Genomic DNA, 22,304 nt, shown 5'->3' on the forward strand with positions numbered 1-22,304 from the left:
AAATCGACGTCTGTTGACCTCGCCGATGGCCAACGTGAGATCCGGCTGCCCCGAGGTCACACCGATGGATGCCTCAGGGCAGCTCCCGCGGCCCGGCCGGTGATACGGATCACTCCCCCAGCACCGAGAGATCATCCTCAACCTTCGGGACCGCCACCGTTCCCCGGTCGTCCGACAGCGTCTGGATGGTGAAGGACGGCACACCGCCCTGCGGTAGTGCCAGGGTGCGCGACGCGAACACGGGCCCACCGGACTCGGTGACCACGGTCAGTGCGTACGAACCCTTCAAGCCGGTGGGTACCGGAGGGGCGAACGCGAGCGTGGTGCCGGCCCGCACCTGGTAGGTCCGCACCACCGCGGCGCCGCCCTGGGTACCCGCCGAGGCGGTCACCCGGACCCGGGCAGCGGCGCCGGGCGCGGTCAACGAGAGCACCGCCCCCTTGGCCCGGTTGTCCGCGATGGAGGCCCGTGCGCCCACGGCCGCCGTCGCCGGGATGAACGCGATCTCCTGCATGGCCCCCTTGCCCCGGACCACCCGCAGGGCCGCCACCACCGGGGCCGCCCGCCCGCTCTGCGAGGGGCCGAGGAGCAGGGAGCCCGCCTCGCCCCTGGTGACGTCGCGAAGTTCCACGCTCGCGGTCATCCCGGACTTCACATGCAGACTCTCGTTCCCCGCCGGGACGATCTTTCCGCTGGGGCTCGCGAGTTGGATGGCGAGATCGGCGTCGTCCTCGCCTGGGGCGAAAGCCACCAGCCGTACGGAAGTGGCGTCGGCGGGGATACCCGGGAGCACCACGGACGGGGAGGGTTCAGCGGTCGCGCTCAGCCAGTCGCTCCCCACGACCGAACTCTCGGTACCGGCGTCCGAAGCCGCGCGGGGCAGTTCGGAGACCCGTACGGCGGCGCCGACCCGACCCGAGCGGGTCGCGACATGCACGGTCACATCGGCAGCGGCCTCGGCCGTCAGCGTCGACAACAGCACCGGGATGCTCGAACCCGCCGGCACCGGAATGCCCTCGGTGACGGTGGTCCGCAGCGCTCCCCCCTTGCCGTACAACTCGATGTCGACCACGGCGGGGATGTCATCGGGGTTGGTGAGATGCACATAGTCCTGGCGCTCCTTGGCGGTGGAGGCGCCGGGGAACCAGAAGTCCGCGTGGGGTGCGGTGCAGCTCACACCGAGCAGCCCTCGGGCATCGCCGGCCGCGACCGAGGTCAGTTGGGCGCTCCAGCCGGGGGCGAGGCGCCCGGTGGCGGTGCCGATGAGGGCCGGAGCGCCACCGACCCGGCTCTTGACTGCCGCGGGGCGGCCTGGCTCGGTCAATGACACCACCGGCTTGCCCTCGGTCGGTTTGTTGACCGCTGCCTTCTTGGTCACCGCGCCGCGTTCCGCGAGCGCCGCGACGGACGACTTGAGTGCGGCCGTGCCCACCGCACCACTACGTGATCCCACGGGCGTATAGGTGGTGTAGGTGGTCTCGGCGGCTTCGGTGCCACCGGGGGCGGGGCACAGGAGGGTGGAGCGCTCGACCGGGAGCCGCGCCGGGGCCCCGGCCTCCTGGGATCCGTTTTCGCTGTCCGGAGCCATCAGGGAGGCGAGTCCGGTGATTGCGGCGAGTGCCGTCACGGTGGCCAGGAGGGACAGGGTCGTGCGCTTCACTCTGACGTGCCTCTGGTCGCGTTGGGATCTGCATGGGGATCTGTGGTGCGGTCATGGTCGCGGTCACGATCACGGCGGTGATCGGCACCGGTTCGCAGCGAATCCGCTGAGTACGTCCCGCTCCGGCGGATCTGGTGCGCCCCGGTGGTGTCGGACCCGCTGTCATACGGATCGATGTCACGGGAACGCGCCTGGTACGAACCGGTCCGCGGCGAACCCGTGTCATACGGGTCACTGTCGGAGGGCTCGTCGCCGTAGGACTCATCGCCGTACGAGGGTGAGTGGGACGAGGGTGAGTGGGACGTACGGGGGTGGCCGGTCGCAGCGGGTACGGGGTACCGCTCATCGGACCATGAATCCGGCCCGGTGGCCCGGTGATCCGGTTCGGCGACGGTCTCCGGAGCGCGGGCGGCCTGGGCGCGCAGCCGCCGTGCGGTGCGGCTCCTGTCGTCCCCCGGCTGGGTCGGGATCGCGATGGTGTCCGCCGGGAGATCGTCGTCGATCTGCGCCCGCCGACCGGGCAGGGCGAGGACGACCAGGACGAACACCAGGGCGGCCTGAGTCCAGATCCAGCCGGTGTGAGCCGTGGTGTTCTTGAACGAGAGACGCAGCTGGCCGCCGTCAGCGGGTAGTTCAAAGCCCTGTGCCCAGCCGTCGACGGTCACCTTCTTGAGCGGGCGCCCCTCCAGGGTGGCGCGCCAGCCGTCGTCTGCGCGGTCCGCGATCCGGAAGATGCGCCCGGCGGCGCCGGCCGGGATTCGCACGTTGGCGCCGACGGTGTCGGATGCCACCGGCAGGGGATCGCCGCCGGCCACGATGATCATCGCCCGGGCGACCTGGCGGTCCACCTGCCAGAGCGCGCCGTCCTCCAGTCTGCTGAGGCGGCGCAGGCCGGGGGTGGCGTCCAGGGTGCGGCCGATGTGTTGCGGCGCTCCCTCGCGTACCAGGACATAGCGGATGGCGAAGCCGCTGAGCTGACTGGTCTGGTCGGCTCCCGACCCGGCGACCAGATTGGCCACGACCTTGTCGAGGCGCTTGTCGGGGCCGCCGGCCTCGGCGAGTTCCGCGTCACCGAGGCGGCTACCCGCCCCCCGGAGCAGGGTGTACGGGACGTGGGAGGCGGATGTGCCACCGAGCACCAGGGTGCGCGGTTGGTCGTGGGTGTCGCTCTCCTCGGCGACGAAGGCGGGCACTTGCACGGGGTCACGGCGCTCCAGCGGGCCGGCGGCTCCATGGAGCATCCAGCTCGCGGCGGCGATGAGGGGGCCGATGCCGGCTGCGACCGCGATCAGCACGGCGACCGGCTGGCGCCAGCCGAAGTTCTGGACGCCGACGCGGGTACGGCCCAACTCCGCGCCGAGTACCGCGGCAACCAGGAGGGCGATGCCGTAGACCAGGGTCGCGGGCCCCGCCCAGTGGCTGGGATTGGTCAGCACGGCGAAGACCAGCCCGATGAGAGCGGCAACCCAGGCAGCGCGAATCGCGAGTTGCCGCTCGTCGCGCAGCAGGGCGGCGAGGGCGGCGAGGACGATCCCGATGAGGACGATCCCGCCGATCGTCTTGGGCCCGCCCGGGCTGATGCCCAGCAGATCCAGCGCGGACGCGGTGCCGTCACCGAGGTCGAGACCGGCTTCGCTAAAGAGGGCGGACGGGCTGGCCAGCAGGGTGAGCGACCAGGGGGTGAGGATCAGTACCGGGGTGGCGACGGCCGCGAGGAAGCGCAGACCGTAGGCGATGAGGTCATGACGACGAAGGATCAGTACGCCGACGCCGAGCACCACCGCGAGCGGCCAGACGATGGGGGTGAAAGCCATCGCGACCGTCAGCAGCAGGGCGTAGGCCCAGGTGGCCCGCCATGATCCCCGTACTCCATCGTGCTCCAGACCGTGGGCGGCCACGGCGGTACGGGCGATCAGCGGCAGCACCATCGCCAGGACCGCCGTACCCAGCCGTCCCGTGGCGAGTGCGCCGGTGGCCGCGGGGAGGAAGGCGTACGCCACGCTCGCCCAGGCCCGCAGCAGTCGGGAGCCGACCAGGGAGCGGGAGGCGAAGTAGGCGCTGAGACCGGCGAGTGGGATCGAGCAGACCAGCAGCACCGTGAGCGCGAAGCCCGTGGAGCCGAGGAAGAGGGTGGAGAGCGCGGCGAGGACGGTGAGGTAGGGAGGCGCGATCTGGGTGCCGCCGGTGCCGAGGGGGCGCCAGCTCTCGGTGTGAAGTGCCCACAGTTCCCGCACATCGGCGGGGGCGGGCAGCAGGGCGCCGCCCATGAGGGTGCCGCCACCGAAGAGTCCGCGGCAGGCGACGGCCGAGACGATCAGGAGGATCGCGAAGAGCACGGGTTCGGGCCTCAGGGCGAGCTTCTTGAGCCGGGCGAACTGCTCGACTTCCAGGAAGTCGGCCTCGTCGTCTCCGGGGCCCGATTCGACCGCTCCGCGCCGCGAGCCGGGTGCGGCTGCCGTATCGGTGTCCCGGGCCGCGCTGAAGTGTCCCGCGGCCTGCTCGACGGTGACCCGGATGGTGGCACCGCGCGGTGGGAAGAGTGGACGCAGTTCGCGGGCGTCGGCGGTACGGGCGCGGGCGCGTCTGCGGCGGGCGGCGATGATCCGTTCCGGGCGCAGCAGGGTGCCGAAGAGCCCGCCGATCTCGTCTATGGCATGACCGGGTGCCTTGCCCAGGAGATAGGCGAGGGTACGCACGGCCGTGCCGAGCGCGATCCGGAGCAGGACATAGGGGAGGGCGGCGAGCCGGGTGTTGGTGAGCAGGGTGTAGACCGCGGCGGCTTTGGCCACCCGGTGTGGGCTGGCGCTGGAGCGGCCTGCGCAGTCGACGGTACGCCGTTCGCGGGAGGCTGCCTCGGCATGGTGCAGGACCGCTTCGGGGGCGACGAGCACACGGTGGCCGGCTTGGTGGGCGCGCCAGCAGAAGTCGACGTCGTCACGCATCAGCGGCAGTCTGCGGTCGAAGCCCCCGAGCTGGTCGAAGACATCGCGCCGGATGAGCATTCCGGCGGACGAGACGGACAGGACGGTACGCACGTTGTCGTGCTGGCCCTGGTCCTGCTCCCGGCGGTCGAGTCCGGTCCAGCGACGTCCGCTGTTGGCGACGGAGACGCCGACTTCGAGGAGTTGGCGGCGGTCGTACCAGCCGCGGAGCTTGGGGCCGGCGATCACGGCCTGGTCATCGGCGTCGACGACCCGCAGCAACTCGGCGAGTGCGCCGGGCTCGGGCGCGCTGTCGTCATGGAGGAGCCACAGCCACTGGACCGGTTCGCCATAGGGGAGTTCCGGCATGTCGTAGGCGTCGTCGTGCCAGGTCCTGGTGACCGGGTCCCAGCCGCTGGGCCGCTTGAGGTAGGGCAGGTCCTCCGTGGTGAGCACGCCGGCGGTGCGTACCGCTTCGTCGACGGCGGCGCCGAAGCCGGTACGACGGGCGAGGTGGAGCACTCGGTGGGCGCCGAGGGATTCGGTGAGCACCCGTGCGGATTCATCGGCGCTGCCGGTGTCGGCGGCGATGACGTTCTGTACGGGACGTTCCTGGCCGAGCAGTCCGGCAAGGGTGTCGGGGAGCCAGCGTGCGCCATCGTGGGAAACGAGCACGGCGGTGACGACGTGCCGTGGGAACTCCTGCGGATGCGCGGGGGAGAACGCGGCTGTGGTGGCGGACATCGAGGTACGGGCCCTCCGGCCGGGGTCGCCCCCTACGGGGCGCTGAAGCATCTGGGACGGGGCCCAACACTAACGGTAGGGAAAAGGGCTGCGGTGCTAAGTAATGGGACTTGAGATGCCCTAGGGGCTACTGGGGCAGTGGCTGTACGAGGTGGGTGCGGTGGTGGCGGGCAGGGGCCCATTCGGCTGGGAGTTGGGAGCACCGACCGGAAGTCTGGGGGAGGTGATGAACTGCCCGGGAATACCGGCTGCGCCAGCTGCGGCCGCACCCGAGGTGCCGAGTACGGGCGGGAACGGCGCCCGCGCACTGCCAGCGACGGCTGGTTCCCTGGCAGGTGCCGGCCCGTCAGCCGTCCGCTCCCCCGAGCGAATGACGCGGCGCGGCGCCCCGGCGCGGTGATGTCTGGAGCGGTGATGTCTGGAGCGGTACGGCTCGCGTAAGGCGTAGGGGATGCAGGAGGGGGATGGTCAGTTTGAGGCACCGGAAGCGTAGGACTCCCGGTCAACGAAGAGGAACCCGTATCCCTCGCGCTCCCCACCCGTTGGTGAGTCTGGATGGGCCCATCTGGCGCAAGCGCGATCGGTCCGACGAGCCATGGTTCGCGAGTAGGGACGCTCGGCAGGTCCGTGCGCTACCGGGCGGGAACCTCGCCGTGCCATCAGTCCTCGCCGGGAGTGGGCGCGGCGAGTTCAGGGGTCTGTGGTCCAACGGCGACTCTTCCCGAGCCAACGGATCCCGGGGCTCGGCGAGCGATCGCCGAAGGCGCAGGGCCCTGGCACGGGTCGCGAGCCGTCGCGCAGAAGGCATCGGTGAGCACCGGGGGCCGGATGGGCAGCCCGGGTCGGCGATCGGACCCGGGGGTCCCCACGGGAGCCGGGTCGGTAGGTGGCCACGCGCTGACGGCCATGACGCTCACGATCCATCAGATATGGCGTATCGCAGTGCGGAAGGAGCCAGTGGTGCGGGCACTGGGGAAATCGGAAAATGCTCAGGAGTGGATAGGGAGAACAGTCCGCCGAACCCGTTGGAGACGCGGGTGGCGGACCATCATCCATACCCGTATGTGCTGTTCGGTCGAGATCGGATTATCCGTTCGGTCAATCAGACGGCAGCCTTCTTGAGTCGCCGCCGTTCCCGTTCGGACAATCCTCCCCAGATACCGAATCTCTCATCGTTGGCAAGTGCGTACTCAAGGCATTCTGAACGGACTTCACAGGCGAGGCAGACCTTTTTCGCCTCGCGGGTTGAGCCACCTTTTTCGGGGAAGAAGGACTCGGGATCGGTCTGCGCGCACAACGCGCGCTCCTGCCAGCCGATTTCGTCATCCGCGTCCTCGACCAGCAGTTGTTCGAACAGCTCGGTCATGTGCGCCCCTCGTCTGTCTTTGCGTCCCCGTGATGTTGCCGTGATCGATATTGGCCGAACGACACGAGTGGAATTACAAGTGTGTGCATCCGGGCGAGTCAAGCCGGGATCTGCTATTGGCCCCGGTATTCACTCTGCGGAACCAAGGCTATGCGGAAAGTGTTCAAATCACCAAAAACCTGACACTTGCCAGTGGCCTGGTCCGTACTCGTGCGTGCCCCCCTCGCCAGAGGAGACGACACCGGGTTCGATCTTGTTGCGATCGAGCCGCTGAAGCGATCCGGATCACAGTCCGATCGCAGGGCCGCCGTGACGTCCACGAACTCGGCAGGCGCGGTGAGCGCGGTTGCTGCCGCATGTGTCCGCGACCTCGGCTGAGCAAACCTTTCCTCTAGATTCGGTAGCCGATTGAGGTGAAACATTGCCGCCAAATCGGTCATTGAGTTGACATGAAAGAGGCGAACCCGGCACCTTGGATGACATGCCAGCCACCTCAGCGCCTTTCGCGATCCCCGCACTCGGGTTCCGCAGCGCTGTCCAGGCGCGCTGTTGCTGTTGCTGTTCCAGCTGTTGATGCCCTAGCGCTCCGGCTTTCTCTGCGTTTGGCCCAGTCGGTCCCATACGACTCTCCGATTGGCCCGCGCCCTGCGACATCTGCGCATCGTTCTCTGCCGATCTCTGCCGAGGAACCCACATATCCATGAACAGCGACAGCGACCTCCAGATCGCCGGCGACATCCTCGCCGTGCAGCACCTCCTTCCCCCCGCACCGGAGCATCCCTCCACGGTCTCCGGCTTCGTGGGGCTCGCTCGGTCCATCGCCGCTGACCGCGGCCGATGGGCCCATCTCATCGAGTACGACGCAGCCAGCCGCTGGTACCACCGGCTCTCGACGGGCCCGGGCCATGAGGTGTGGCTGCTGTCGTGGGTACCGGGACAGAGCAGCGGCCTGCATGACCACGGACAGTCCTCGGGGGTGCTCACCCTCCTCGAAGGGCAGCTCACCGAGCGCACCGGCCGCGGGTCCCAACAGCTGGTCGCCGGCTCACAGCGGGTGTTCGCCCCCGGCTACGTACACGAAGTGGTCAATGACTCGCTCGAACCCGCCGTTTCCCTGCACATCTACTTCCCGGGTCTGACCGAGATGTCGATGTACACCGCGCAGTGCTCCCCGGCGACTCAGGGCGGAGTACCCGTCTGACACCCCCACCCGTCACCCGACCACCACCCCACAAACGATCAGGCCCCGCCTGACACCCCCACCCGTCACCCGACCACCACCCCACAAACGATCAGGCTCCGCCTGACACACTGTTCTGTATGCGCATTGTGGTTCTGGCCGGCGGTATCGGTGGCGCCCGTTTTCTTCGCGGTCTCTTGCAGGCCGCGCCAGAGGCGGACGTCACCGTGATCGGGAACACCGGTGATGACATCCATCTGTTCGGGCTCAAGGTCTGCCCCGACCTCGACACCGTGATGTACACCCTCGGTGGCGGCATCAACGAAGAGCAGGGCTGGGGGCGTACGGACGAGAGCTTCCGGGTCAAGGAGGAGTTGGCGGCGTACGGAGTGGGACCCGAGTGGTTCGGCCTCGGCGATCGCGACTTCGCGACCCATATCGTGCGTACACAGATGCTGTCCGCCGGCTACCCGCTCAGCGCGGTCACCGAGGCGCTCTGCTCACGCTGGAGCCCCGGTGTTCGGCTTCTCCCGATGTCCGACGACCGGGTCGAGACACATGTCGCCGTTGAGGTCGACGGCGAACGCAAGGTCATCCACTTCCAGGAGTACTGGGTGAAGCTGCGGGCGTCCGTGCCCGCGGAGGCGATCGTGCCCGTCGGGGCCGAACAGGCGAAGCCGGCACCCGGGGTGCTGGAGGCGATCGCAGCGGCCGATCTCATCCTCTTCCCGCCGTCGAACCCCGTCGTCAGCATCGGCACCATCCTGGCGGTACCCGGAATCAGAGAAGCCATCGCCGAAGCGGGCGTACCGGTCGTCGGGCTCTCGCCGATCGTCGGGAACGCCCCCGTGCGGGGGATGGCGGACAAGGTACTGGCGGCCGTGGGCGTGGAAGCCACCGCAGCCGCCGTCGCCGCGCACTACGGCTCGGGGCTGCTCGACGGCTGGCTCGTGGACACCGTTGACGCGGGCACCGTCGGTGAGGTGGAGGCCGCTGGCATTCGCTGCCGTGCCGTGCCGCTGATGATGACCGATACCAGTGCGGCGGCCGAGATGGCCCGACAGGCGTTGGCACTGGCCCAGGAGGTCCAGGCATGACGTCGTACACCGTCCGCGCGCTGCCCGGGCTACCCGAGATCGCGGCCGGCGACGATCTCACCAAGCTGATCGCCAGCGCCGAGCCCGGGCTGGTGGACGGGGACATCCTCCTGGTCACCTCGAAGATCGTCAGCAAGGCGGAGGGACGCCTTGTCGCGGCCCGCGATCGCGAGAGCGCCATCGACGCGGAGACCGTACGCGTGGTCGCACGTCGCGGTCCCCTGCGGATCGTGGAGAACCGCCAGGGGCTGGTGATGGCCGCCGCCGGTGTGGACGCCTCCAACACGCCCGCCGGGACGGTACTGCTACTGCCCGAGGACCCCGACGCCTCGGCCCGGACGATCCGCGACGGGCTGCGGGAGACCCTCGGCGTGGAGATCGGCGTGATCGTCACCGACACCTTCGGGCGGCCCTGGCGCAATGGGCTGACCGATGTCGCCATCGGCGCCGCGGGTGTGCGGGTCCTCGACGATCTACGCGGCGGGACCGACGCCCACGGCAACCCACTGAGCGCCACCGTCGTCGCCGTCGCCGATGAACTCGCCGCCGCGGGCGACCTGGTCAAAGGGAAGGCGGACGGGCTACCCGTAGCCGTCGTCCGGGGCCTGGGACACCTGGTCGGCCCCCAGTCGTCGTCCGAGGACTCCGCCCGGGCGATCGTGCGATCGGCGGCCGACGACATGTTCCGCCTGGGGACGTCCGAGGCGGTCCGGGAGGCGGTCACTCAGCGCCGCACCGTACGGGAGTTCACCGACGAGCCGGTGGACCCCGACGCAGTACGCCGAGCGGTCGCGGCCGCCGTCACCGCGCCCGCGCCGCACCACACCACCCCCTGGCGCTTCGTCCTGCTCGAAACGGCCACCGCCCGCGAGGAACTGCTCGACGCCATGCGCGACGCGTGGATCGCCGACCTACGGCGTGACGGCAAGTCCGAGGAATCCATCGCCAAGCGTGTCCGCCGAGGTGAGGTGCTGCGCAGGGCCCCCTACCTCGTCGTGCCCTGTCTCGTCATGGACGGCTCGCACCACTACGGAGACGCCCGGCGCGACACCGCCGAACGCGAGATGTTCGTCGTTGCCACCGGCGCGGGCGTACAGAACTTCCTGGTGGCGCTGGCGGGTGAGCGACTGGGCTCGGCATGGGTGTCATCGACCATGTTCTGCCCCGATGTCGTACGCAGGGTCCTCCGGCTACCCGATCACTGGGACCCCATGGGCGCGGTGGCCGTGGGGCACGCGGCTGCGGCCCCCAGGCAACGGCCGGCGCGGGAAGCCTCGGACTTCATCACGGTGCGATAGCACGAACGGCACGACTCAGGCCCGTGGGATGCTTCTGGGAGGGTCAGAGCAGCCCGATGTCGACGCGCGGCATCTTGGGTTTGCGGCGCGGCGGAATCCGACCACTGAGCATGATCAGCCGGGCGGCGCGATGACGCTGCCCCGCATAGGGAGCGAGGAGCTCCAACATCGCCGCATCGTCGGTGTCACGGTCGCCAACCAGCGCATAGCCGACGATGCCCGGTAGATGCAGATCACCCACCGTGACGGCATCGGGGGCCCCATGGCTGCGCTGGACGGTCTCCGCCGAGGTCCAGGGTCCAATGCCGGGGATGACCTCCAAGCGCCGCTGGGCCTGCTCCGGGGCCATCGTGATGGCCTCTTCCAGCCGACGGGCCACCCGTACCGCACGCACAATGGTGGACGCCCGCTTGTCGTCCACGCCTGCGCGATGCCACTCCCAGGACGGGATCAGCGCCCAGGTACGGGGCTCAGGCATCACGGACAACCCGGGCGTGGGTCCAGGGGCGGGCTCACCGTACTTCCGCACCAGGAGCCGCCAGGCGCGATAGGCCTCATCCGTGGTGACCTTCTGCTCCAGGATCGACGGAATCAGCGACTCCAGAACCAGTCCGGTCCGCGTCAGCCGGAGCCCGGGCCTACGGTGCCGAGCGAGTGCAACGAGCCGATGCCGAGGAACGAACGCGTCCGGTTCATCCCCGCCCCCCAACAGCGCGGGCAGCCCATCCAAAAGCCACTCCGCCCCATCCCCCCACGCCTCGGCCTCGACCCGCCCCGCCCGCCCGACGATCCGGATCGTCCCGGGACCCTGGGGAGTACGACAGGTACGCCAGAAAGATCCATCGGGCGTCGAGCGATAGGTGGGGTCAGCGGGTCCGCGCCGCAGCGGAGTGAGCACCAAACCAAGATCAAGAACACCGGGAGGCACCCAGCCCCGACTCAGCCCTGAGACACCCGGCGCGGGAACGCGGGCACGGGGGGTGCTAGGTGGGCGCGGAGTGAAGCGGCCTGACACGGGGGGTCCTCGGGGTAGCTGGTGCTTCGAGGGTATGTCCCTGGGCGGGGGGCCTGAGGGTGGGGTCTTGTGCTCTTGGGCTGGGCGCGCCTGTTCCTGTGGTGCTCACCCGGGGTGGAGGGTTCCGTCCTCAAGCGCCGGACGGGCTGGGGTGGGGTCTTGGCCAGGGGCTTGTTGTGGCTTGGGCTGCCTGCGCTGGAGCCCTTGGGCACCTGCGCTGGGCGCGCCCGCTCCTGTGGTGCTCACCCGGGGTGAAGGGTTCCGTCCTCAAACGCCGGACGGGCTGGGGCGGGGTCTTGGCCAGGGGCTTGTGTTGGCGGGGCCGGTGGTGGTGTGGACCTTGGGCACCCACACTGGGCGCGCCCGTTCTTGTGATCCCCACCCGGGGTGGAGGGTTCCGTCCTCAAACGCCGGACAGGCTGAGGCGGGGCCCTGGCGAGGGGTGCTTCTTGTTGCTGGGGTCGCTTGGGGTGGGGGCCTTGGGTTGCTCGGGCTGTGGGGTCTTGTCCTGTTGGGGTTGGGGGGTGCTATCGGGGGTGACTCCTCAGCGTCGACGGCCTGAAGGTCCTTTGATCCGGCATGCGGGTCTTGCCGTCGATCGCTTCCGGGGACACCCCCTGCGCGCCCCCACGCCGAGACTTACATCCCCTGCCCTCAGGCCCCCACCCTGTGGAGGAACCAGGGGAGCGTGCTTCCGTGTTGGTGTCCTGCGAGGAGCTCTTGGCGCTCTCCTACCGAGGTGTCCTCTTGGGTGTCTAGGGCGACTGTTTGTCACGAGTGGGGCCGGGTGCCGGGTGGCGGGCCTGTGTTTTCCAGTGCCCTCCCGACTCATGCCTCGGGATGAACGCCAGATGCAGACCGCCAGGCCGTCCAAAACTTGAGTACTGCCCCAGCGGGGTCCAAGCAACCAGAGCGACACCAGACAATCCCCCTGTGCGCAGGGCACGACCGCGACGATCACTCAGGACAGCCAGCACCTGCCCCTGGTTCCCTGCTGAGATCAGGAGCCTTAAGGCGGGCCCTGCTACTTCAGGGGACAGGAGCCTTTGGCCAAGAGGTGCAAGTGTCGGATGGGGGCGCGCAGGGGGTGTCCCCGGAAGCGATCGACGGCAAGACTCCCTTGTCGGCTCGGAGTCGCTTCAGGCCGTCGACGCTGAGGAGTCACCCCCGATAGCACCCCCCAACCACAGCAAACACAAGACCCCTCAAGACGGGAATCCCAAGGTCCACACCACCACCGGCCCCGCCAACACAAGCCCCTGGCCAAGGCCCCACCCCAGCCCGTCCGGCGTTTGAGGACGGAACCCTTCACCCCGGGTGAGCACCACAGGAGCGGGCGCGCCCAGCGCAGGTGCCCAAGGGCTCCAGCGCAGGCAGCCCAAGCCACAACAAGCCCCTCGCCAAGGCCCCACCCCAGCCCGTCCGGCGCTTGAGGACGGAACCCTCCACCCCGGGTGAGCACCACAAGAACAGGCGCGCCCAGCCCAAGAGCCCAAGACCCCACCCTCAGGCCCCCCGCCAAGGGGACCCCCGGCGTTTGAGGACGGAACCCCCCACCCCAGGTGAACACCACAAGAACGGGTACGCCCAGCCCAAGAGCACAAGGCCAAGACCAAAACCCAGACCCCACCTACTGGTCGGAGGAGAAACGCACCGCCCCCGGCGGGAGGGTCGCGTCGCACCACACCCTTACGCCGTCGCGGAGTTCGTTGTCCGCGCCCACAACAGCCCCGTCACCGATGACCGCTCCGGTGAGCGCCACCCGTGCCCCCACCTTCGCGCCGACGCCGATCAGTGAGGAGGTGATCACCGCGTTCTCCTCGACGACCGCCCCCGCGAGGATCACACTGCCGTCGATGCGGGCGCCTGAGTGGATCACGGCGCCCTCGCACACCACCGTTCCGCCGGTCAGTTTGGCGTCCGGTGCCACTGACGCGGACTCCAGGACCAACCGGTCACCGCAGCGCCCCGGGACCGCCGGTGAGGGCGCGCGCCCCAGGACCAGGTCGGCTGAGCCGCGGACGAACGCCTGGGGGGTGCCCAGGTCGAGCCAGTAGGTGGAGTCGACTATGCCTTGCAGATGAGCGCCCGCCAACAGCAGGTCGGGGAAGGTCTCCCGCTCCACCGAGACGGGACGGCCGGTCGGGATGGCGTCGATGATCGAGCGGCGGAAGACATAGGCCCCCGCGTTGATCTGGTCGGTGACGATCTCTTCTGGAGTCTGCGGCTTCTCCAGAAACGCGGTCACCCTGCCGCTGTCGTCCGTCGGTACCAGCCCGAAGGCCCGTGGGTCGGTCACCCGGGTCAGATGCAGGGAGACGTCTGCGCCCGACGTCGTATGGGTGTCGATCAGCCCGCGGATGTCCAGGCCGGTGAGGATGTCTCCGTTGAAGATCAGGACAGGATCGTCCGGCCCTGACCGCAGCCGCTGGGCCACATTGCGGATCGCGCCACCGGTGCCGAGGGGCTCGTCCTCGGTGACGTACTCCAAGCTGAGGCCGAGTGATGAACCGTCACCGAAGTGTGGTTCGAAGACTTCGGAGAGATAGGAGGTCGCCAGCACGATGTGGTCGACACCGGCCGCGCGAGCGCGCGCCAGTTGATGGGTCAGGAAGGGGACGCCCGCAGCCGGAACCATTGGTTTCGGCGTGTTGACGGTGAGCGGACGCAGTCGCGTGCCCTTACCTCCGACCAGGAGGATCGCTTCTGTCACCTTTGTCGTCTCTGCTTCCTGTTCAAGGCCGGAGTGGTCACTCGTTCGAGGCCGGCAATTCTGTGCGGTGGATATGCCGTAGGTGGTGCGTCTCCGGATCAGCTGCGCCCTTGGTAGCCGGCTGAGGCGGTCCGGATGGCGCCGAGTTTGCCGTAGAGGCGGGAGCCCGGGCAGTCAGTGAGGAAGGCGTTCCGATGCCCCGCAATGACGTAGAAGCTGACCTTCTTGCCCTTGGCGTGCTTGCCGCTCCCCCCTGAAGTCAGCGTCACCTTGCCCTTGGGGTTGCGCTTGAACACCCCGAGCTTCCAGGCGGTCAGCCTGGCAGCCGCGGTCACGGCAGCCGCGGGCGGATTGGTGTGACTGTATGTGCCGAGCAGCGCGATTCCCATGCTGTTGGTGTTGAAACCCAGTGTGTGGGCACCGAGCACGGGCTTATTCACACCTCCAGCCCGCCCTTCGTAGATGTTTCCGCACTTGTCGATGGCGAAGTTATAGCCGAAGTCTCGCCAGCCAGTGCTCACAACGTGGTAGCGGTAGATACTGCGAAGGACCGAGGGTGCTTGCTTACAGGTGTAGCTGTTACCCGTGGCGCTGTGGTGGACGAATGCGGCTTTGACCGTGCTCGTATAGACGAAACCCTTCTCCCTGAGGGATTCGTCTGCACCCCACCCCTTACGGGTGATGATCTTCGGCCGCGGTCCGATGTATGACTTCGCGGCGGCCTCGGCCGTCTGCGCGGGCGGGGCCGGGGCGGTGGGCCCGCCCAGAAGGTCCCACACACTCGACAGGTCCGGCATGTACGACGCGTCGGGGATGAGCGGAGAGGCCGGCTCGTCCATGGCCGGGACAGCCCTCGACCGTACGGGTCCGTTTGCGGTCGGATCGGCTCCGGGATCGACGAGTTCAAGCCGCATTCCGTCCGGCAGAGGCGTTGAGTGCGCGTCAGTGGGACGTACCCGGACCTCCACCCCGTCCGATGCGCCTACCCACAGGGGCGCGGTTGCCCCACGAGTGCGCTCTGACGCGCCCTCGGCCGTGCCCGGGTCAGCGCCGTGGCCGTCGGTGTGTGCCTCGACGTCCTGCCAGCGGGACCAGTTGCCCGTGGCGAGCGGCCGGGTACGGACTTGGACGGTTCCGGCCAGCTCCGCCGCCGGGTCGTCCCAGACCACGCCGACCAGGGAGAACGGACGGATACCCACCTTGCGTAGCCCTCGCTCACCGGTCGGTCCGAGGGAGCGGTTCATCGCCGGGGACAGAGGCAGCGAGCGGGTCGAGCCGGACACTCCGGGGTCCGGTTCTCTCAAGGAGCGGCCCGCTACGCCTGAGTCCGAGGCCGCCACGCCCCCGGGGAGGGCGGGCCCGATGTGGGGCGGGGCCACCGGGGGCGGCTCGGCCGACGCGGGCGCGGTGAGCGAAATCGAGAGCGGAAGGACGAGTGCCGCGCAGGCGGCGGCACCGATCGAGGAAGTAGGAAATCCACGCATATAGGTGATTTTGGTCTGTAGTTGTCGAGGCTGCGCGGCGGAAAACTGACGCCGCGTCGGTCCAACCGGCGTACTCCTTCACTAGTACGGCGGTACGGCGGCTAGGCCGAGAAGCCCTACGCGTAGGCTTGCCGCGATGAATGCCATCGACCGCACCCCTGCCGACCTGCTGCGATCCGCACTTGCCACGGATCCCACCCGCCCCTTGGTCACTTTCTACGACGATGCCACCGGTGAACGCGTCGAATTGTCCGTCGCCACCTTCGCCAATTGGGTGGCAAAGACGGCAAACCTCCTCCAGGGCGATCTCTCCGCGGAGCCGGGCGACCGCCTTGCGCTGCTGTTGCCCGCGCACTGGCAGAGCGCGGTCTGGTTGCTCGCGTGTTCCTCGGTCGGAGCCCTGGTGGATGTGGGCGGTGACCCGGCGAAGGCGGACCTCGTCGTCAGTGGTCCGGACACCCTTGAGGAAGCCCGGTCATGTCCTGGCGAGCGAGTGGCTCTGGCGCTGCGACCGATGGGCGGACGGTTCGCGCAAACCCCGGCGGGCTTCTCGGACTACGCGGTGGAGGTTCCGTCCCAGGGCGACCGCTTCGCGCCGTACGCCCCGGTCGATCCTGACGAGCCCGCGCTGGTGGTCGGAGGTCTGGAGCTGAGCGGTACGGAGTTGGTCGACCGGGCTCGGGCGGATGCCGAGTCGCTGGGGCTGAAGAGCGGCTCCCGACTGCTGTCGGGGTTGGGCTATGACAGCTGGGCCGGTCTGTCAGCCGGTCTGTTCGGTCCCCTCGCGGTCGGCGGGTCGGTGGTGCTGTGTCGACATGTGGATCAACTGCCGCCGGACGGTCTCACTCAGCGGATCGAAAGCGAGCGGATCACCAACACTGCGGTATGACAAGCCTTGGCGGTCCACCCAGGTGGCCCACACCCGGGCCGGGTCCCTCGGCCCGTGCCCTCAACTCCGGTAGATGATCGGCGAAACGCAAGTTTCAACGCACAACCAAGCGCGAGGTTCAGCCGTCTAGTCCTGCGATCGGCGGTCCAGCGCGCCGCCGACGCCATGAAGGATGGACGCAGACGTGACCGACAGTGCCGGCGCGCCGACCGGATCGGACGGCCAGGCTCATGACGCCGATGCCGAGCGCGCAGCAGATGCGGAGACCGACTCCGCAGCGGCCGGCGAGGAATCCGGGCCGCCAAGCACTGCCTCCGCGGACACCGAGGCGGAGGTTGACGCAGAGTCGGACCCTGCGGCCAGCCCCCGTTCCGGCGCCGCAGCGGACACCGCCGCGGACACGCCCCAGGTAGGGGACGGGGAGTCCGACGCCGACCCCGGAGTCCGCTCCGCGGAATCGGCCGATCACACCCCGCCCAGCGACCAGGCCGAGACCACCGCTGCCGCTGGTCCTCCCGGCGACGCGGCGAACGGGACGGCTGGTACCCCCAACACGGATATCGCGGTGGAAGGTTCGGAGGTCGCCCACGGCAGCGGCGACACCCCCCGCGAACACCCCGAGGGATCTGCCCACCTCGAAGACTCTGCGCACCCCCAAGGCAAAGATCCCCAAGACGGAGACCCTGAAGACAAGAGCGCTGAAGACACGGACGCCGAGGGCAAGGACGCGGCAGGTAAGGACGCTGAGCGCTCCGGCGACGGTCCGGGGTCACCGGACGCCGGGGCGGGTGAGGCCACTGATTCCACCCCGGACGCTCTGCTGACGCCCCTGGCCGTCGAGCCCAAGGTCGCCCCTGACACCACCACGGTCACGGAGTCCCAGAGCGGCGTCGACGGCTCGGAACCGCCCAAGCGCAAGCGTCACTGGCTGCGTTGGGCCGCACTTGGCACATCGCTCGTGCTCCTCGCCGCATCCGGTGCGGCCTGGTGGTTCTACAAAAAGCTCGACGCCAACATCACCACCGATACGACCGCCGCGGCTGAACTGCGTACGTATGAGAAGGAGCGGCCCACTCCGCTCGTGCTGGACGCGCAGAACATCCTGCTGCTCGGCTCCGACACGCGCGCGGGCAAGGGGAACAGCGAGTACGGTCGGGATGAGGCCGGCAGCCAGCGCGCCGACACCGCGATCCTGCTGCACATCGCGGCGAATCGGCAGAGCGCGACCGCGATGTCGATCCCACGCGATCTTATGGTGACGATTCCCAGTTGCCGCAAGGCGGACGGGTCCCGCTCAGAGAAGCAGTTCGCACAGTTCAACTGGGCCTTCATGTTCGGCGGGGCGGCCTGTTCGATCCGTACCGTCGAGCAGATGACCGGGGTGCGCATCGACCATCACATCGTGGTGGACTTCCGGGGCTTCAAGAAGATGGTCGACGCGGTGGACGGCGTGGAGGTCTGCCTGAAGGAGCCCATCAACGACAAGGCGGCCCGGCTCAAGCTCAAGGCGGGCCCACAGACTCTCGACGGTGAGGAGGCGCTCGGTTTCGTACGGGCGCGCAAGACACTCGGCGATGGCAGTGACACCGAACGCATGGAGCGTCAGCAGCGGTTCTTGGGAGCCCTGGTCAAGAAGGTGCAGAGCAATGGCGTACTGCTCAATCTCACCAAGCTCTATCCCGTGCTCGACGCGGCGACCAAGTCGCTGACCACGGACCCGGGTCTGGACTCGCTGCGGGATCTCTACGACCTTGCCAAGGCTGTAGAGCGCATTCCGACCGAGAAAGTCCAGTTCCTCACCGTACCGCGACAACCATATTCGGCCAACCGGAATCGTGACGAACTGGTACAGCCAGATGCTCGTGAGCTGTTCAAGCAGCTTCGCGAGGACACTCCCATCACGGTACTTCCCCGTGACAGTCGGGACGAGAGTGACAAAACTGACAAGGTGAGTCGAAAGCCGGAGGGATCGACCTCGGCGAGTCCGACTCCCAGCCCAAGTTTCACCGGTACAAACGCCGCGGAGGGCATGTGCGAGTAAAGCAATGACCAAACCATCGTCCGGTCTCCATGCGGATTGGGTGGATTGCCCGCTTGTAGCAACGTGGAATTTGTCACGGGCGTCGACCCACGCTGAACTGGGCGGATAGTGTGGCGCGATCCGGTACTCCGGCCACCGCGTCGTAGAGCACTGCTGGATCGAGAGACGAGCGCCGTTCGGGGGGAGGCGCTTCGCGTGGCAGCGACGGAGGACTCAGCAAACCGTGGATGCGCAGAGCCGTGGGCGGGCGGACGAGGTCGACCCCGCCGACCAGTGGGTACTCAACCCGCAGACCGGCAATTACGAACTGCGATTGGATCAATCCTCAGCGCAGTCACCAGCCGCTGCCCCGTCATCCCGTTCAAGAACCAAGTCCCCATCCGGTCAGACCGGCCGCTCCGGCGCGCGGACCACAGGTCAGCGCGGTTCCGGTGGCCGCAGGTCGGCCGAGGGGCGCAAGACCACGGCCCCCGGCCGCGAGGTACCGCCGCAGCGCTCACGCCGTGGCGGTGACGGCTCCGGTGGCGCCGCGCCGACGGCGGCCGGCCGACGCAAGCGCAAGCAGCAGAAGTCGGGCAAGAAGAAGGCCCTGATGTGGACGGGCGGAGTGCTCGCCTTCGCCATCGTCGCGGGCGGGGTCGGTGTGTACATCGCGTACGAGAAGCTGGACGGCAACCTCAACACCATCGACATCAAGGGCGCCGGCAGCGGGGGCTTCAAGAAGGACCAGGCCGTCAACATCCTGGTCATCGGAACCGACAAACGGACCGGCGCGGGCAATCAGGCCTACGGCGACCGCAACAGCCCCGGACACGCGGACACCACGATCCTCTTCCATGTCTCCAAGGACCGTACGAACGCCACCGCGCTCTCCATCCCCCGGGATCTGATCACCGACATCCCCGCCTGTGAGACCAAGACGGACAGCGGGATCAAGACCGTTCCGGGGACGAACCGAACCCGGTTCAACGAGAGTCTGGGGCAGTCGGGTCGTGACCCCGGCTGCACCATGCGTACCGTCAAAGAGTTGACCGGTATTGAGGTTGACCACTTTATGATGGCCGACTTCAACGCGGTGAAGACGATGTCAACCGCGGTCGGTGGGGTCGAGGTCTGCCTCGACAAGGACATAGACGACAAGAAGTCCAAGCTCAAACTGCCCGCGGGCAAGCATGTACTGAAGGGCGAGGACGCCCTGGCGTTCGTCCGCACCCGCCACTCGGTCGGCTTCGGCGGCGACTTGAGCCGTATCCAGATCCAGCAGCAGTTCCTCAGCTCGATGATCCGCAAGATGAAGTCCAGTGACACGCTCACCAGCCCCACGAAGATGTGGGACCTGGCGGACGCCGCGACCAAGGCACTCACCGTCGACACCGGCATAGGCAGCATCAAGAAGCTCCAGGACCTCGGTATGGAGCTCGCGAAGGTGAACCCCAAGAACATCACCTTCGCCACGGTCCCGGTGAAGGACAACGCCGACGGCGCGACCGTACTGCTCGAAGAGAAGTTGGCCCGCCCGCTCTTCGCGATGATCCAGAGCGACACCTCACTGACCGAGGTGGAGCAGACGGAGAAGGACGCGAAGAAGAAGGAAACGAAGTCAGGTCCACTCCAGGGCAAGCGGGCCCCGGTGGGCGACGTCAGGGTGCAGGTGTTCAACGGAAGTGGCACCCAGGGAGCGGCCAGCACAACGCTCGACTGGCTCCAGAACGAGAAGAAGGTCATGAAGTCGAGCAATGAGGCCAACGCGCCCCAGAAGCTCCCCAAGACCATTCTGGAGTACGCACCGAACCAGGCGGACCAGGCCCGCACACTCGCCGATCTGATGGGCCTACCGGCCACGGCACTCAAGCAAGGCACCACGGACGCCGAGGGGCTCGAAGCGATGACGCTCACCCTCGGTGCCGACTTCAAGGGCGCGGGAGTGCCCATTTCCGGTCCGGCGAAGACGCCGGACGGGGTCCAGAAAGTCGAAGCCGACAAACAGGTGTGTGCCAAATGACGGGGGACTCCCACGTCATACGGCATGCCTGACAGGGGGACCAGGTGCGACAGGAACGCGTGCGGGGGAAGGGGACGCGGGGAAGCGTTCCGCACGCCCGTGACCGGGGTTGGGACGACAGTCTCTATGCAGAGGACGGCACTCCTCGGGACTCCAAGGGCCGAGCACGGCTGGTGCTCGACGACGAGCGCGGGAACGGTCGCGGACGGGACCCCGAAGGGTCCGGCAAGGGATCGAGACGGTCCCGCGGCGGCGGCGCTGCCGCCGGGCGCCGGGGCAACGGCGGCAAACGGCGAATACTTCGCTGGGTGGCGGCCGTACTCTCGCTGCTGATACTCGGCACGGCGGCGGCCGGCTTCCTCTACTACCAGCACCTCAACGGCAGGCTGAAGAAGGATGATCTGACCCTCGGCGGCAAGATGCCGGAACACAAGGCCAACGCCGCAGGCCAGACCCCGCTCAACATCCTGCTCATCGGCTCGGACGCCCGGGACACCGCGGCGAACAAGAAGCTCGGCGGCGCCAAGGAGACCTTCGACAGCCAGCCGCTCGCCGATGTGCAGATGCTGGTGCACCTGTCGGCCGACCGTTCCAACATATCGATGATCACCATGCCCAGGGACACCCTGGTGAAGATGCCCCAGTGCACCGACCCCGACACCCAGAAGCCCTACCCCGCGACCGGGCTGAAGGCCGCCAACGAATCCCTCGCACGTGGCGGTCCGGGCTGCACCGTGGCGACGTGGCATGAGCTGACCGGTATCACCATCGACCACTTTATGATGATCGACTTCGCCGGTGTGGTCTCCATGGCGGACGCCATCGGCGGTGTCCCGGTCTGTGTCGAACAGAACATCAGGTCCCGCAACAGCAGGGGCCAGGGCTCCGGTCTCACACTCAAGGCCGGCACCCACCCGGTCAAGGGCGAGCAGGCGCTCCAGTGGCTGCGTACGCGCTATGGATTCGAGGACGGCACCGATCTCGCCCGGGGCCGTGCCCAGCACATGTACATGACCTCGATGGTTCGTGAGCTGCGACGAAACGCCAAGCTCACCGACCCGAACAAGCTGCGCAAGCTCGCCGAGGCGGCGATCGACGCGCTCACCGTCGACAAGGGCATTGACTCGGTCAAGAAGCTCTATGACATCGGCAACGAGCTGAAGACCACGCCGACCAGTCGGATCACCATGGCCAAGGTGCCGACCCAGTACTCCCAGAAGCCCGGCCTCACCAGCAAGGTGGAGCCCATCCCTGGCGAGGCCGAGCAGCTGTTCCGCTTGATCCGCGAGGACATTCCCCTCGACGGCAAGGGCACGCCCAAGCCGAAGCCGACGCCCGTCGTCCCCGTCTCCAACGACCCCGCCGCGGCACCGGGCGAGATGGCCGTCCGCGTACAGAACGGCACCGGCACCGAAACCCAGGCGCCCAAGCAAGGACGGGCCGCCGAGGTCTCCACCTTGCTCCGGGACAAGGGCTATACCCGGGCGTACACCGACAAGACCAGGAATCCGCAGGCCAAGACGGTCATCCGATACAGCGGGCCCGAGCTTGAGGGTGATGCGCAGGCAGTGGCCAAGGCCATGGGCATCCCGGTGACATCGGTCAAGAAGTCGACGGCTGTCACCGGTGTCACGGTGATCGTGGGCGCCGACTGGCGCGAGGGCCATTCCTACCCGAAGAAGAAGGACGCGCCGAAGGACAACACCACGCCCGAGGAGGCGAAGGCGCTGCGGGGCGATGACGAGACCGCCTGCATGAAGGTGCAGCCGGGATACACCTGGTAGGCCCGACACACACTAGGTCCGACACACGCAGGCGCGCGGGGAAGGGCCCGGGTATCGAGTCGATACCCGGGCCCACTCGTGTCTCCGGCCCCTCTGGCTTCTCTCGCCTA

Annotated in this window: 13 protein-coding genes; 7 read left to right on the plus strand and 6 right to left on the minus strand. The window is 68.2% G+C overall.

Annotated elements, in window-relative coordinates:
* Positions 1–109: 109 nt before the first annotated feature.
* The 3 genes from NBG84_RS17495 to NBG84_RS17505 form a co-directional block, all read right to left on the minus strand.
* Positions 110–1,660, minus strand: coding sequence for a DUF5719 family protein (locus NBG84_RS17495; RefSeq protein WP_250920411.1), 1,551 nt, complete (start codon positions 1,658–1,660; stop codon positions 110–112).
* Positions 1,657–5,325: a glycosyltransferase gene (locus tag NBG84_RS17500; protein ID WP_250920412.1), complete on the minus strand. Its 3,669-nt coding sequence runs from the start codon at positions 5,323–5,325 to the stop codon at positions 1,657–1,659. Before NBG84_RS17500 ends, NBG84_RS17495 begins: the two co-directional genes overlap by 4 nt.
* Positions 5,326–6,427: 1,102 nt before the next feature.
* Entirely contained in the window at positions 6,428–6,691 is a 264-nt protein-coding gene (locus NBG84_RS17505; protein ID WP_006348971.1) for a WhiB family transcriptional regulator, read from the minus strand.
* Positions 6,692–7,391: 700 nt separating this feature from the next.
* On the opposite strand from NBG84_RS17505, the gene NBG84_RS17510 reads away from it, so the two are divergent.
* From NBG84_RS17510 to NBG84_RS17520, 3 genes are all read left to right on the plus strand, one after another.
* On the plus strand, positions 7,392–7,892 hold the full coding sequence (locus tag NBG84_RS17510) for a cysteine dioxygenase (protein WP_250920413.1): 501 nt from the start codon (positions 7,392–7,394) through the stop codon (positions 7,890–7,892).
* Between the two features lie 119 nt (positions 7,893–8,011).
* The gene (gene cofD / locus NBG84_RS17515; protein WP_250920414.1) at positions 8,012–8,968 is read left to right on the plus strand and encodes a 2-phospho-L-lactate transferase; all 957 of its coding nucleotides are present in this window, start codon (positions 8,012–8,014) and stop codon (positions 8,966–8,968) included.
* Complete coding sequence (locus NBG84_RS17520) at positions 8,965–10,266, plus strand: coenzyme F420-0:L-glutamate ligase (protein ID WP_250920415.1); 1,302 nt, start codon at positions 8,965–8,967, stop codon at positions 10,264–10,266. Before cofD ends, NBG84_RS17520 begins: the two co-directional genes overlap by 4 nt.
* A 43-nt stretch (positions 10,267–10,309) precedes the next feature.
* Here NBG84_RS17520 and NBG84_RS17525 read toward each other — a convergent pair whose 3' ends face one another.
* From NBG84_RS17525 to NBG84_RS17535, 3 genes are all read right to left on the minus strand, one after another.
* Entirely contained in the window at positions 10,310–11,281 is a 972-nt protein-coding gene (locus tag NBG84_RS17525) for a DNA-3-methyladenine glycosylase family protein (protein ID WP_425608654.1), read from the minus strand.
* A 1,630-nt stretch (positions 11,282–12,911) separates the two neighbouring features.
* Positions 12,912–13,994, minus strand: coding sequence for a mannose-1-phosphate guanylyltransferase (gene manB, locus NBG84_RS17530; RefSeq protein ID WP_250920416.1), 1,083 nt, complete (start codon positions 13,992–13,994; stop codon positions 12,912–12,914).
* 98 nt (positions 13,995–14,092) lie between these two features.
* A complete protein-coding gene (locus NBG84_RS17535) occupies positions 14,093–15,478 on the minus strand; it encodes a peptidoglycan recognition protein family protein (RefSeq protein ID WP_250920417.1) in 1,386 nt (461 codons plus the stop codon).
* Between the two features lie 136 nt (positions 15,479–15,614).
* Between NBG84_RS17535 and NBG84_RS17540 the strand changes: the two genes are divergently transcribed.
* From NBG84_RS17540 to NBG84_RS17555, 4 genes are all read left to right on the plus strand, one after another.
* Entirely contained in the window at positions 15,615–16,367 is a 753-nt protein-coding gene (locus tag NBG84_RS17540) for a TIGR03089 family protein (protein ID WP_250920418.1), read from the plus strand.
* A gap of 817 nt (positions 16,368–17,184) precedes the next feature.
* Positions 17,185–18,408, plus strand: coding sequence for an LCP family protein (locus tag NBG84_RS17545; RefSeq protein WP_285367045.1), 1,224 nt, complete (start codon positions 17,185–17,187; stop codon positions 18,406–18,408).
* Positions 18,409–18,631: 223 nt separating this feature from the next.
* On the plus strand, positions 18,632–20,410 hold the full coding sequence (locus NBG84_RS17550; RefSeq protein WP_250920419.1) for an LCP family protein: 1,779 nt from the start codon (positions 18,632–18,634) through the stop codon (positions 20,408–20,410).
* 44 nt (positions 20,411–20,454) lie between these two features.
* A complete protein-coding gene (locus tag NBG84_RS17555; protein ID WP_250920420.1) occupies positions 20,455–22,194 on the plus strand; it encodes an LCP family protein in 1,740 nt (579 codons plus the stop codon).
* Positions 22,195–22,304: the final 110 nt, after the last annotated feature.

The organism is Streptomyces albipurpureus (genome assembly GCF_023701525.1).
Taxonomy (GTDB): Bacteria; Actinomycetota; Actinomycetes; order Streptomycetales; family Streptomycetaceae; genus Streptomyces; species Streptomyces albipurpureus.

Bases quoted from the DNA above. Each gene is read 5' to 3' on its own strand.
- NBG84_RS17500 (WP_250920412.1), bottom strand. From the start codon at position 5,325: ATGTCCGCCACCACAGCCGCGTTCTCCCCCGCGCATCCGCAGGAGTTC.
- NBG84_RS17505 (WP_006348971.1), bottom strand. From the start codon at position 6,691: ATGACCGAGCTGTTCGAACAACTGCTGGTCGAGGACGCGGATGACGAA.
- NBG84_RS17510 (WP_250920413.1), top strand. From the start codon at position 7,392: ATGAACAGCGACAGCGACCTCCAGATCGCCGGCGACATCCTCGCCGTG.
- cofD (WP_250920414.1), top strand. From the start codon at position 8,012: ATGCGCATTGTGGTTCTGGCCGGCGGTATCGGTGGCGCCCGTTTTCTT.
- NBG84_RS17520 (WP_250920415.1), top strand. From the start codon at position 8,965: ATGACGTCGTACACCGTCCGCGCGCTGCCCGGGCTACCCGAGATCGCG.
- NBG84_RS17535 (WP_250920417.1), bottom strand. From the start codon at position 15,478: ATGCGTGGATTTCCTACTTCCTCGATCGGTGCCGCCGCCTGCGCGGCA.
- NBG84_RS17540 (WP_250920418.1), top strand. From the start codon at position 15,615: ATGAATGCCATCGACCGCACCCCTGCCGACCTGCTGCGATCCGCACTT.